The sequence below is a fragment of the Frigoribacterium sp. PhB107 genome (assembly GCF_003751515.1).
GTDB lineage: Bacteria > Actinomycetota > Actinomycetes > Actinomycetales > Microbacteriaceae > Frigoribacterium.
In genome coordinates, this window is the sequence record NZ_RJKU01000003.1 from 268821 (window position 1) to 280760 (window position 11940).

The window sequence follows — 11940 nt, forward strand, 5'->3', positions numbered from 1 at the left end:
GAGACGACCATGCCCGCAGTAGTCATCATCGGAGCCCAGTGGGGCGACGAAGGCAAGGGCAAGGCCACCGACCTGCTCGGCAGCCGCATCGACTACGTCGTCAAGTTCAACGGCGGCAACAACGCGGGCCACACGGTCGTCATCGGCGACCAGAAGTACGCCCTGCACCTGCTGCCCTCGGGCATTCTGTCGCCCGGCGTCACGCCGGTCATCGGCAACGGCGTCGTCATCGACATCGAGGTGCTCTTCGACGAGCTCGACGCGCTGATCGCCCGCGGCGTCGACGTCTCGAAGCTCAAGGTCAGCGCCAACGCGCACGTCATCACGCACTACCACCGCACCCTCGACAAGGTGACCGAGCGGTTCCTCGGCAAGCGCCAGATCGGCACGACCGGTCGCGGCATCGGCCCGACCTACGCCGACAAGATCAACCGCGTCGGCATCCGCGTGCAGGACATCTTCGACGAGGGCATCCTGCGCCAGAAGGTCGAGGCCGCCCTCGACCAGAAGAACCACCTGCTCGTGAAGATCTACAACCGACGCGCGATCGAGGCCGACGAGATCGTCGAGTCGCTGCTCTCGTACGCCGAGCGGCTGAAGCCGATGGTGGCCGACACGGCGCTCGAGATCCACAAGGCGCTCGAGGCCGACAAGACCGTCCTCTTCGAGGCCGGCCAGGCGACCATGCTCGACGTCGACCACGGCACGTACCCGTTCGTCACGTCGTCGTCCGCGACCGCAGGAGGCGCCTCCACCGGCTCCGGCATCGGTCCCGGTCGCATCCAGCGCGTCATCGGCATCGTCAAGGCGTACACGACCCGTGTCGGGGCAGGCCCGTTCCCGACCGAGCTGTTCGACGCCTCCGGCGAGTTCCTCCGCGCCAACGGCTTCGAGTTCGGCACGACCACGGGCCGGCCGCGTCGCTGCGGCTGGTACGACGCCCCGATCGCCCGCTACTCGGCGCGCATCAACGGCGTGACCGACTTCGTGCTCACGAAGCTCGACGTGCTCACGGGCCTCGAGACGATCCCGGTCTGCGTCGCGTACGACGTCGACGGGGTGCGTCACGACGAGGTGCCGGTGTCGCAGAGCGACTTCCACCACGCCGTGCCGATCTACGAGGAGTTCCCCGGCTGGACCGAGGACATCACCGGGGCCCGCGAGTTCGGCGACCTCCCGAAGGCCGCACAGGACTACGTCCTCGCCGTCGAGGCCATGAGCGGCGCCCGCATCTCGGCGATCGGGGTCGGCCCCGGCCGCGAGGCCGTCGTCGTCCGCCACGACCTCCTCGCCTGACCCGCCCGTCCCGGGCTGGCTCTCCTCATTCAGGAACAGGGGTCCTGAGTTCGCACGACTCAGGACTCGGGCTCCTGTCCTGTGCACGTCTCAGGAACCCGCACGCCCGAGTTCCTGAGTCACGGAGTCGAGTCCGTGACTCGACCGGAGGCAGCCCAGGAGGCGCCGCCCGCCTCAGACGACGCTGAACCCTTCCCCGAGGCGGCCGCGTCCCGTCAGCGCGAGCAGCACCTCCTCGCCGTGCCCCTGCATCGTCGCGGTGCGCGCCGCGAGCGCCGCGGTGTCGGCGACCGCGGCCGTCGGCAGCGTGTGGGCCAGCCCGGTCGCGCGCGACAGGTCGATCGTGTGCACGACGAGCTCGAACACCCGGGTCCGCAGGTACTCGCCGAGCGGGATCCCCATGCCGCCGAGCGACACGATCCGGTTCGAGGGGGCCCGGTCGAGGGCGCCGCGCGACTCGACGAGCGCCTCGGCGACCCGGGCGGCCGGGTCGTCGCCGAGCCACCGGCCGGCCTCGACGCCGCGGGCGTGCACGCCGTCCGCGTCGGTGAACTGCGAGGCGTACGCCGAGTACCAGGCCTCGGCCGACGGGATGGTCACGTCGCTCGGCTCGTCCAGGCCGAGGTAGGTCGACACCGTGAGCACCGCCCGGGAGGTGTGGCCCGCCAGGTCCCGGACGGTCCAGCGCCCGAGGCCGGGCGCGTCCCACTGCTCGGGGCGGACTCGCGAGAGGAGGTCGACGAACGACTCGGCCGACTGGCCGAAGGTGCGGGGTGTGGTCACGCTGACATCTTGCTCCGCCGCTGCCAGGATCGACGCATGACCACGCTCGGACCGGTGCCCTTCGTCCCCCTAGTCGGCCGTCTCGTCACGGTCGTCCCGCTCCGTCACGACGACCTGCCCGAGCTCCACCGCGCCGTCGGCAGGCCCGAGGTCTTCGCCGGGGGCTGGGGCGGCGGCGCGGCGGCCTACCGCGACGACTATGAGGGATGGGCCGACTTCATCCGGGGCTACCTGCCCTGGGACGAGGGGCTCGTCTGGGGCGTCCGCCGCACGGCCCCGGCCGGCGAGGGGCCCGGCGAGCTCGTCGGCACCACCACCGTCGGCCTCGTCGACCTCCGCTGCGAGAGCGCCCACGTCGGCTGGACCGCCTACGCGCCCGAGGTCTGGGGCACCGGCGTCAACGTCGAGACGAAGCTGCTCGTGCTGGGGTCGCTCTTCGACCACGGTCTCGGGCGTGTCCAGATCCAGGCCGACGCCCTGAACGAGCGGTCGCGGGCGGCGATCACCCGGCTCGGCGCCACCTTCGAGGGCGTCCACCGCCGCACGCAGCCGCGGGCCGACGGCTCGTGGCGCGACACGGCCGTCTACTCCGTCCTCGCCGACGAGTGGCCGGGCGTCCGGGATGGTCTCATGCGGCGTCTGGAGACTGTTCAGCAACCGTCCAGATGAGGGGTCGACTGTTGCTCTCATGACTTTGGAGATCGCTTACACCGCCATCGCCCACGCCACCGGCGGGGGTCGCGACGGCCACGTCCGCAGCGAGGACGACCGCCTCGACTTCGACACCCGTCCGCCCAAGGAGCTCGGCGGCTCCGGCGAGGGAACCAACCCCGAGCAGCTCTTCGCCGCGGGCTACGCCGCCTGCTTCCTCAGCGCGATGCACAGCATCGCCAAGAAGCTCGACGTCGACACGAGCGACAGCTCGGTCAGCGCGAGCGTCGGCATCGGCGGCAACGGCGACGGCGGCTTCGGCCTCGCCGTCGAGCTCGACATCTACACGCCGAACGTGCCGGCCGACCGCCGCCAGGAGCTCGCCGACGCCGCGCACCATGTGTGCCCGTACTCGAACGCCACGCGCGGCAACGTCGAGGTCACGCTGACCCTCGTCGACTGACGCAGCAGCAGCACAGCAGCGCAGCAGCACGACAGCGCAGCAGCAGCGAAGGAGGCGCGTCCCGCGATCGCGGGACGCGCCTCCTCGTCTGCTCGCTCCGCCCTGCGACACGGAACGTCGTCGATCGTCCCGGCCTGCCGTCGCGGCGCCCCGATAGGGTCGGGACATGGCACTCGACAGTCCCCTCGGCGCGGACAGCCCCCTCACGACCGACGACCGCGAGGCGATCGACGAGCTCTCGAGCATCCGTCAGAGCATCGACAACATCGACGCGGCGCTCGTGCACCTGCTCGCCGAGCGCTTCAAGTTCACGCAGTCGGTGGGGCACCTGAAGGCGGCGGCGGGCATGCCGGCGAGCGACCCCGAGCGCGAGCGCGTACAGATCCAGCGCCTCCGCCAGCTCGCCGAAGAGTCGCACCTCGACCCGGCCTTCGCCGAGAAGTTCCTCGGGTTCATCGTCGGCGAGGTCATCCAGCACCACCAGCGCATCGCCAACGACGCCGCCGGGTCCTCGTCCGAGGGCCGGGCGTGACCGACGCGGCAGCCGGGCGCGACGGGTCAGCCGGGCACGACCCCGCGCCCGCGGCCGAGTTCGCCGTCGAGGCGGGCTCGCCCCAGCGCCTCTACGTCGGCTCGTACACCGCCTCGAGCGGCGGCTCCGGCGCGGGCATCACCGTGCTCGAGCGCACCGCGCCGGGTCAGCCGTGGCAGTCGGTGCAGACGGTGGAGGCCGACGACCCCTCCTTCCTGGTCGCGACCGAGGGCGCTCTGCACGCGGTGTCCGAGACGACGGAGGGGCGGGTCCTGTCGTACACCGTCTCCGCCGGTCGCCTCGTGGCCGCGTCGAGCGCCGCCTCGGGCGGGGCCGCGCCCTGCCACGTGCTGTTCGATCCTGCCTCCGGTGCGCTCGTCGTCACGAACTACGTCGGGGGAACGGTGTCCGTCCTCTCGAGCGACCCGTCGCTCACGGGCCGGGTCGCGCACACCGTCGCGCTGCCCGTCGGGCACGGCCCGGTGCAGGAGCGCCAGGAGCGCCCGCACGCCCACCAGGCCTCGACCACCCCGTGGGGCACGCTGCTGGTCAGCGACCTCGGGACCGACCGCTTGGTCGAGGTCGCCGTCGACCCCGTCGCCCTCGTGCCCGAGATCGTCGGCGTGCACCTGCTGCCCGCCGGGGCCGGCCCGCGCCACGTCGCGTGGCTGGGTGACCGCCTCGTCGTCGCCGGCGAGCTCGACGCCCGCCTGCACGTGCTCCGTCGCGTCGGCGAGAAGCTGGTCGTCGACCACTCGGTCGAGGTCTTCGAGGGCTCGTCCTCGGCGTCCGGGGTCTTCCCCTCGCACCTCGACGTGGACGGCGGCCGCGTCTACGTGGCCACCCGCGGTCGCGACAGCATCAGCGTCCTCGCCCCCGGCGACGACGGCCGCCTCGAGCTCGTCGGCGAGGCTCCCTGCGGCGGCACCTGGCCGCGGCACTTCGCGATCACGCCCGGCGTGATGTACGTGGCGAACCAGGGCTCGGACACGGTCGCCGTGCTGCCGCTCGACCCCGAGACGGGCGTCCCCGGCGAGCCCCTCGACGTCTTCACCCTCGGCAGCCCCGCCTGCATCCTCCCCGCCTGACCCGCCTGACCCGCCCGACCCGCGAGAGCTCCGGTCAGCGCGCGAGGCTGCGCAGCAGCGCGACGACCTCGTCGACCGACGCTCGCCCGCGACGTGACGCGTCCGAGGCGCCCGGTGCGCCCGACGCGACCGACGCCTCCTCGAACTGCGCGGGCGTGAAGTAGAGCCCGTCCGAGACGAGGCACACGAGGCTGGCGACGGCGGGGTCGCCGACCTCGTCGAGCACGACCCGGTACCAGCGGTCCTGCATGGCCGTCAGCGCGGAGACGGCCTGCGGCCAGCGTCCGCTCGCGCCGAGGCCGGCGACGGCGGTGATGCACCGGTCGAGCGGGTCGTCCTCGGGGATGGCCGACCGCGAGGAGGTGCGGATGAAGTAGTCGACGACGCCGTCGGCAGCCGAGGTCATGCGGGCGACGTCGTCGTCGAGCAGCGCCTCGAGGCGGGTGACGAGACCGTCGACCAGCGCTTCGCGCGAGGGGAAGTGGTAGAGCAGCCCGCCTTTCGAGACGTCCGCGGCGGCGGCGACGGCGTCGAAGGTGGCGCTCCGTTCGCCGGTCTCGACGACGAGGTGCTCGAAGGAGTCGAGCATCTTCTCTCGGGCTGACGGACGCGGGCTCATCCTGTTACTGTACCGTCTGGACGGTCAAGCTGTACCGTCCGGACGGTACAGCCAGTCCCGAACGCCCGCCACGACCATCGAGAGCCCCATGAGCACCCGCGACGACCGCCGCACCCCCGCCCCGACGACCCCCACGACGACCCCTGCGACGACCCGCGCCCCCGTGCCCGCCCGGGCCGGCGCCCGCCAGTGGGCCGCGCTCGTCGTCCTGATGCTCCCGGTCCTCCTCGTCTCCGTCGACAACACGGTGCTCAGCTTCGCCCTGCCCGAGATCTCGACCGCGCTGCAGCCCTCGGCGGCCGCGCAGCTCTGGATCGTCGACGTCTACTCCCTCGTCCTCGCCGGCCTGCTCGTCGCGATGGGCTCGCTCGGCGACCGCTTCGGACGCAGGCGCCTCCTCCTGATCGGGGCCAGCGGGTTCGCCGCGGTCTCGGTCGTCGCCGCCTTCGCCCCCACCGCCGAGGCGCTGATCGCCGCCCGCGCCGTGCTCGGCTTCTTCGGCGCGATGATCATGCCGGCGACGCTTTCGCTGCTCCGCAGCACCTTCACCGACCGTGACCAGCGCCGCCTGGCCATCGCGATCTGGGCGAGCGGCTTCGCGGCCGGCTCCGCGCTCGGCCCGATCGTCGGGGGAGTCCTGCTCGAGCACTTCGCCTGGGGCTCGATCTTCCTCATCGCCGTGCCGGTGCTGCTGCCCCTCCTCGTCGCGGCGCCGATCCTCGTCGTCGAGAGCCGTGACCCGGCGCCCGGTCCGTTCGACCTGGTCTCCGTCCTGCTCTCCCTGCTCGCGATGGCGCCGGTCGTCGCCGCGATCAAGCAGCTCGCGACGCACGGCCCGGGCCTCGACGTGCTAGTGCTCGCGGTCGTCGGCGTCACGGCGGGCTGGCTGTTCGTCCGTCGACAGCTGCGGCGTCCGCGTCCGCTGCTCGACGTGCGTCTGTTCACGAACCCGGTGTTCGCGGGCTCGATCGTCGTGAACCTGCTGGCCATCACCTCCCTGGTGGGCTTCCTCTTCTTCACGACGCAGCACCTGCAGCTCGTCGTGGGCCTCCGCCCGCTGCACGCGGCGCTCACCCTGTTGCCCGGCCTCGTCGTCATGGTGCTGTCCGGGCTGGCGGTCGTGCCGCTCGTCCGCCGGGTCGCGCCGCGCAGCATCGTCGCGGTCGGCCTGGGCGCCGCGGCCGTCGCCTACGGAGCCGTGTGGCTGTCCGGCGCCGACGCCCCAGTGTGGGTCTTCGTCGTCAGCTTCGCCCTGGTCGGCCTCGGGGTGGGAGCGGCCGAGACGATCTCGAACGACCTGATCATCGCCGCGGTCCCGGCCGACCGCGCAGGAGCCGCCTCCGCGGTCTCCGAGACCGCCTACGAGGTCGGGGCGGTGCTGGGCACGGCCGTGCTGGGCAGCATGCTCACGGCGATCTACCGCGGGGCGCTCGTGGTGCCCGGCACGGTTCCCGCCGACGCCGCGGCGGCCGCCCGCGAGACCCTCGGCGGCGCCGTGGCCGCGGCCGAGCCCCTCGAGCCCTCGCTCGCCACGGCGCTCCTCGACGCCGCGACGCACGCCTTCGACACCGGGCTCGTCGCGACCGCGGCGGTCGGGGCCGGCGTGATGGTGCTCGCCGTCGTGGTCGCCCTCGTGGCCCTCCGCCGGGCCTCCGCGCACGACTGACCCGCAGGAGGCGCGAGTCACGTCCCCGACGGCCGGTCCAGGAGGCGCGGCGCGCGTCCCCGACGGCCGCCCGCGACCCCCTGCGGGCGGCGCGGCGCCCCTCCCCGCGCAGGTACAGTGAAGGGTCACCCGCTTCGCCGACCCCAGGAGTCCCATGTCGCGCACCGTCCGCCTCGCCGCCGTCCCCGGCGACGGCATCGGCCCCGAGGTCGTCGCCGAGGCGCTCAAGGTGCTCGAGGTCGCGGCAGGCTCCGACGCCTCCTTCGACGTGACGACGTTCTCGCTCGGCGCGGCGCGCTACCTCGAGACGGGCGACATCCTCACCGACGACGACCTCGCGGCGCTGGCCTCGCACGACGCGATCCTGCTCGGCGCGGTCGGCGGCGACCCGCGCGACCCCCGCCTCAAGGGCGGCATCATCGAGCGCGGCCTGCTGCTGAAGCTGCGGTTCGCGTTCGACCACTACGTCAACCTGCGCCCGACGACCGTGTACCCAGGTGTCCCGTCGCCGCTGTCGGACCCGGGCGAGGTCGACTTCGTGGTCGTCCGCGAGGGCACCGAGGGGCCGTACGTGGGCAACGGCGGCGTGCTCCGTGCCGGCACGCCGCACGAGATCGCCAACGAGGTGAGCGTCAACACCGCGCACGGCGTCGAGCGCGTCGTCCGCTTCGCCTTCGAGAAGGCGCGCAGCCGTCGTGGCCGCCTGACCCTCGTGCACAAGACCAACGTGCTCGTCTTCGCGGGCGGTCTCTGGCAGCGCCTCGTCGACGCGGTCGCGGCCGAGTACCCCGACGTCGAGGTCGACTACCAGCACGTCGACGCGGCGACCATCCACCTGGTCGTCGACCCGGCACGCTTCGACGTGATCGTCACGGACAACCTGTTCGGCGACATCCTCACCGACCTCGCCGGCGCGATCAGCGGCGGCATCGGGCTCGCGGCCTCGGGCAACCTCAACCCGAGCGGGGCGTTCCCGAGCATGTTCGAGCCCGTGCACGGCTCGGCGCCCGACATCGCCGGCCAGCAGCGGGCCGACCCGACCGCCGCGGTCCTGTCCGTCGCGCTCCTGCTCGACCACCTGGGCCTGGAGGAGGCGGCGGCGCGGGTCCGCGAGGCCGTCGAGGCCGACATCGCCGCCCGTCAGCAGTCCGCGGGCACCCGCCGCAGCACGTCCGAGATCGGCACGGCGATCGCCGACCGCGTCGCCGCCCTCACCAGCCAGGAGGCCGCATCATGAGCCAGACCGACGACACCACGACCGACGACACCGCCACGACCGGCGACGACACCACGACGACCGCCGAGTTCGGCCTCAGCTTCGAGCTGACCCCGTCCGAGTCGGTCCGCGACAGCGCCGAGCGCGAGGTGATCCTCAGCGACCCGGGCTTCGGCAAGCACTTCACCGACCACATGGTCTCGATCCGCTGGACCCTCGACGAGGGCTGGCACGCTGCCCGCGTGCACCCGTACGGGCCGCTCCAGCTCGACCCGGCGGCGTCGGTGCTGCACTACGCACAAGAGATCTTCGAGGGCATGAAGGCCTACCGCCACGCGGACGGCTCGATCTGGTCCTTCCGCCCCGACGCCAACGGCAGGCGCCTCCAGCGCTCGGCCCGGCGTCTCGCGCTGCCCGAGCTCTCGACCGACGACTTCGTCGAGAGCGTCAAGCAGCTGGTGCAGGTCGACAGCTCGTGGGTGCCGAGCGCGCCCGAGACGAGCCTCTACCTGCGGCCGTTCATGATCGCGAGCGAGAGCTTCCTCGGCGTGCGGGCGGCCCAGCAGGTCGACTACCACGTCATCGCTAGCCCGGCCGGCGCCTACTTCACCGGAGGCGTGGCCCCGGTCTCGATCTGGCTCACCACGAACTACGCCCGCGCGGGCAAGGGCGGCACGGGGGCCGCCAAGACGGGCGGCAACTACGCCTCGTCGCTGCTGCCGCAGCAGGAGGCCTACGAGAACGGCTGCCAGCAGGTGCTGTTCCTCGACTCGTCCGAGAGCACCTACATCGAAGAGCTCGGCGGCATGAACGTCGTGCTGGTCTACGCGGACGGCACCCTGGTCACCCCCGACAGCGACTCGATCCTCGAGGGCATCACCCGCGACTCGATCCTCGAGCTCGCCGAGGCGCGCGGCCACCGGGTCGAGCGCCGGCGGGTGTCGCTCGACGAGTGGCGCGACGGGGTCGAGAACGGCGACATCGTCGAGGTCTTCGCCTGCGGCACCGCCGCCGTGGTCGTCCCGATCGCCGAGCTCAAGGGCGAGGGCTTCCACGTCGGCTCGCCCGCCGCCGAGGGCGGACCCCTCACGATGTCGCTGCGCGAAGAGCTCACCGACATCCAGTACGGGCGTCGCGACGACGTCCACGGATGGATGACGAGGCTCGACGCATGAAGATCGCACGGTTCGCGACCCCCGGAGAAGACCCCCGCTACGGCATCGTCGACGAGCGCGAGCTGATCGTGCTCGCGGGCGACCCGATGTACAGCGGCTACGAGACGACGGGCGAGCGCGTCTCGCTCCGCTCGGCCAAGCTGCTCGCGCCGGTGATCCCGCGCTCGAAGGTCGTGGGCGTCGGCCTGAACTACCACGACCACGCCGACGAGCTGGGGCAGACCCCGCCGGAGGCGCCCCTGCTGTTCCTGAAGCCGAACACGACGGTCATCGGCTTCGGCGACTCGATCCAGCTGCCGCCGGACATCGGTCAGGTCGACTTCGAGGGCGAGCTCGCCATCGTGATCGGCTCGATCGCCAAGCGCGTCAAGGCCGAGGACTACCAGGACGTGGTCTTCGGCTACACGATCGCGAACGACGTCACCGCCCGCGACGTCCAGTCGGCCGACGGCCAGTGGACGCGGGCGAAGGGCTACGACACGTTCCTGCCGCTCGGCCCGTACATCGAGAACGAGTTCGACTGGAGCGACGCGACCATCGAGACCCGCGTCGACGGCGAGGTCAAGCAGCGCGAGTCGACGATGCAGATGATCCACAAGATCCCCGAGCTGATCGAGTACGTGACCGACGTGTTCACGCTCCTGCCCGGCGACGTCATCCTCACCGGCACCCCTGCCGGCATCGGCCCGTTCACCGCGGGCGAGACCGTCGAGGTCGCGATCTCGGGCATCGGCTCGCTGATCAACCCCGCCAAGAACCGCGTCTAGGCGCCGTCGGTGACGACCCCGGCACCGTCCGCCGCGCCTCCGCGGCGACGGGTCCTCCCCGGGGTCGGTCTCGCGGCCGCGGTGCTCGGGGTCGCCTGGCTCGTGCACCTGGTGCTGCCGGCGGTCCCGATCCTCACCGGCTGCGTCGTCCTCGGCATCGTCCTCGGCCAGGTCCCGGCGTTCCGGCCGACGCTCGACGGGGTGCTCGCACCCGGGCTGACGCTCTCGGCCAAGCGGTTGCTCCGCATCGGGGTCGTGCTGCTCGGGCTCAAGCTCAGCCTGGTCGACGTGGCCGGGCTCGGCTGGGCGACGGTGCTCAGCGTCGTCGGGATCCTGGTCGCGACGTTCCTGGTGACCTGGCAGCTCGGGAGGTGGGCGAGACTCCCCGGCGACCAGCCCCTCCTGCTCGCGGCCGGCTTCTCGATCTGCGGGGCGTCGGCGATCGGCGCGATGTCGGCGGTGACCCGCGACCGCGGCAAGGACGCCGCGACCCCCGTGGCCCTCGTCACCCTGTGCGGCACCGCGGCGATCGCCGTCCTCCCCGCGCTCGGATCGGCGCTCGGACTGACGCCGGTGCAGTTCGGCGCATGGACCGGCGCCAGCGTCCACGACGTGGGCCAGGTGGTCGCGACCGCCCAGACCGCCGGTGCCTCGGCACTCGCGATCGCCGTGGTGGTCAAGCTCACACGGGTGGTGATGCTCGCCCCCGTGGTCGCGATCACGTCTGCGGTGGTCCGCCGCGGGGGAGGCGACGCCGGCACCCGGCCGCCCCTGGTGCCCCTGTTCGTGGTCGGCTTCCTCGCCGCGGTCGTGCTGCGCACCCTGGTCGACCTGCCGGAGGCGGTGGTCACCGGAGCCGACACCGTCCAGACCGTCCTGCTCGGCCTGGCACTCGTCGGGCTCGGGTCGAGCGTCCGGCTCGAGCGTCTCGCCCGCACCGGTGGTCGCGCCGTCCTCGTCGGGCTCGGCTCCTGGGTCTTCGTCGCCGGGGTCTCGCTGCTCGTCGTCCTCGCGTTGCCGCTCGGCTGACGACCTCGCCCCTCGCCCCTCGTCCCAGTCCCCTCGTCTCTCGGCGCGGCCGAGCGATCGGGTCGATCCGGGCGGTGGATCGCGATCCTCACCACGCCCTGGGACGCCCTGTGCCGGGCCCAGACGGCCGAACGCGGCCTCGACCCTTGATTTTCCGGGGTTCGACGTTGCGACACGCCCGGGATGCGGCAGGGTTTGGGCGATGTGCCTGGTGTGCCTGTAATGTTTCCTCTTGTCAACACGGAGGTGCGGCGGAGCGAAGCTTCACCGGCCACCAGATGACATTGACCTCCAAGTCCTCGAGTTGCTGCTGGTTCTGCTAGCTGGCCTCGGACCAAGTGGGTTGCGAACACTGATCCAGATGGTGTAGCGTCATGGCTCGTCGTGAGAACGACACCGGCTCTCAGGAGTCGAAGAGCGATGGTCTTGCATCACGAAGATCGGTGCTAAGGTTTCACAGCCGCTCCGGGCGATGGTCTCATATGAGATCGGGTCTCTGATGCGTTTGGTCCTTGAGAACTCAACAGCGTGCACATTGTCAAATGCCAAATTATACCCTGGCATTGTCGGCGGCTTCGGTCGTCGATGGTGTTTAGGTTTCTTTGAGATTGACGGACAATCAACAATCGTCAGATTGTTTTGTTCTTTCAGTCAG

12 protein-coding genes are annotated in these 11940 nt (G+C 71.8%); 10 read left to right on the forward strand and 2 right to left on the reverse strand.

Going from position 1 to position 11940, the window contains the following annotated elements; translation table 11 throughout:
* Positions 1 to 9 precede the first annotated feature (9 nt).
* Entirely contained in the window at positions 10 to 1296 is a 1287-nt protein-coding gene (locus EDF18_RS14715) for an adenylosuccinate synthase (RefSeq protein WP_123548613.1), read from the forward strand.
* A 174-nt stretch (positions 1297 to 1470) separates the two neighbouring features.
* Here EDF18_RS14715 and EDF18_RS14720 read toward each other — a convergent pair whose 3' ends face one another.
* The gene (locus tag EDF18_RS14720) at positions 1471 to 2079 is read right to left on the reverse strand and encodes a maleylpyruvate isomerase family mycothiol-dependent enzyme (RefSeq protein ID WP_158614699.1); all 609 of its coding nucleotides are present in this window, start codon (positions 2077 to 2079) and stop codon (positions 1471 to 1473) included.
* A gap of 36 nt (positions 2080 to 2115) precedes the next feature.
* Between EDF18_RS14720 and EDF18_RS14725 the strand changes: the two genes are divergently transcribed.
* From EDF18_RS14725 to EDF18_RS14740, 4 genes are all read left to right on the forward strand, one after another.
* Positions 2116 to 2748 carry a GNAT family N-acetyltransferase gene (locus tag EDF18_RS14725; protein WP_123548562.1) on the forward strand — a complete coding sequence of 211 codons (633 nt, stop codon included), beginning with the start codon at positions 2116 to 2118 and terminating at the stop codon, positions 2746 to 2748.
* A gap of 25 nt (positions 2749 to 2773) precedes the next feature.
* A complete protein-coding gene (locus EDF18_RS14730; RefSeq protein ID WP_123548563.1) occupies positions 2774 to 3193 on the forward strand; it encodes an organic hydroperoxide resistance protein in 420 nt (139 codons plus the stop codon).
* A 166-nt stretch (positions 3194 to 3359) separates the two neighbouring features.
* A complete protein-coding gene (locus EDF18_RS14735) occupies positions 3360 to 3725 on the forward strand; it encodes a chorismate mutase (RefSeq protein ID WP_123548564.1) in 366 nt (121 codons plus the stop codon).
* Positions 3722 to 4813, forward strand: a complete 1092-nt coding sequence (locus EDF18_RS14740) for a beta-propeller fold lactonase family protein (RefSeq protein WP_123548565.1) — start codon at positions 3722 to 3724, stop codon at positions 4811 to 4813. Before EDF18_RS14735 ends, EDF18_RS14740 begins: the two co-directional genes overlap by 4 nt.
* Positions 4814 to 4847: 34 nt before the next feature.
* On the opposite strand, the gene EDF18_RS14745 is transcribed toward EDF18_RS14740, so the two are convergent.
* Positions 4848 to 5432 (reverse strand): TetR/AcrR family transcriptional regulator, encoded by a 585-nt coding sequence (locus EDF18_RS14745; protein WP_233569189.1) that lies wholly within the window; start codon positions 5430 to 5432, stop codon positions 4848 to 4850.
* Positions 5433 to 5520: 88 nt separating this feature from the next.
* Between EDF18_RS14745 and EDF18_RS14750 the strand changes: the two genes are divergently transcribed.
* The 5 genes from EDF18_RS14750 (at position 5521) to EDF18_RS14770 (ending at position 11285) form a co-directional block, all read left to right on the forward strand.
* Positions 5521 to 7098: an MFS transporter gene (locus tag EDF18_RS14750; protein WP_123548567.1), complete on the forward strand. Its 1578-nt coding sequence runs from the start codon at positions 5521 to 5523 to the stop codon at positions 7096 to 7098.
* A gap of 154 nt (positions 7099 to 7252) precedes the next feature.
* Complete coding sequence (locus EDF18_RS14755) at positions 7253 to 8335, forward strand: 3-isopropylmalate dehydrogenase (RefSeq protein WP_123548568.1); 1083 nt, start codon at positions 7253 to 7255, stop codon at positions 8333 to 8335.
* Positions 8332 to 9489: a branched-chain amino acid aminotransferase gene (locus tag EDF18_RS14760; protein WP_123548569.1), complete on the forward strand. Its 1158-nt coding sequence runs from the start codon at positions 8332 to 8334 to the stop codon at positions 9487 to 9489. Before EDF18_RS14755 ends, EDF18_RS14760 begins: the two co-directional genes overlap by 4 nt.
* A complete protein-coding gene (locus tag EDF18_RS14765; protein WP_123548570.1) occupies positions 9486 to 10256 on the forward strand; it encodes a fumarylacetoacetate hydrolase family protein in 771 nt (256 codons plus the stop codon). Before EDF18_RS14760 ends, EDF18_RS14765 begins: the two co-directional genes overlap by 4 nt.
* A 9-nt stretch (positions 10257 to 10265) precedes the next feature.
* Positions 10266 to 11285, forward strand: coding sequence for a YeiH family protein (locus EDF18_RS14770; RefSeq protein WP_123548571.1), 1020 nt, complete (start codon positions 10266 to 10268; stop codon positions 11283 to 11285).
* Positions 11286 to 11940: the final 655 nt, after the last annotated feature.

Coding starts and splice junctions, on each gene's coding strand:
- EDF18_RS14715 (WP_123548613.1), top strand. CDS start 10: ATGCCCGCAGTAGTCATCATCGGAGCCCAGTGGGGCGACGAAGGCAAG.
- EDF18_RS14725 (WP_123548562.1), top strand. CDS start 2,116: ATGACCACGCTCGGACCGGTGCCCTTCGTCCCCCTAGTCGGCCGTCTC.
- EDF18_RS14735 (WP_123548564.1), top strand. CDS start 3,360: ATGGCACTCGACAGTCCCCTCGGCGCGGACAGCCCCCTCACGACCGAC.
- EDF18_RS14745 (WP_233569189.1), bottom strand. CDS start 5,432: ATGAGCCCGCGTCCGTCAGCCCGAGAGAAGATGCTCGACTCCTTCGAG.
- EDF18_RS14750 (WP_123548567.1), top strand. CDS start 5,521: ATGAGCACCCGCGACGACCGCCGCACCCCCGCCCCGACGACCCCCACG.
- EDF18_RS14755 (WP_123548568.1), top strand. CDS start 7,253: ATGTCGCGCACCGTCCGCCTCGCCGCCGTCCCCGGCGACGGCATCGGC.
- EDF18_RS14760 (WP_123548569.1), top strand. CDS start 8,332: ATGAGCCAGACCGACGACACCACGACCGACGACACCGCCACGACCGGC.
- EDF18_RS14765 (WP_123548570.1), top strand. CDS start 9,486: ATGAAGATCGCACGGTTCGCGACCCCCGGAGAAGACCCCCGCTACGGC.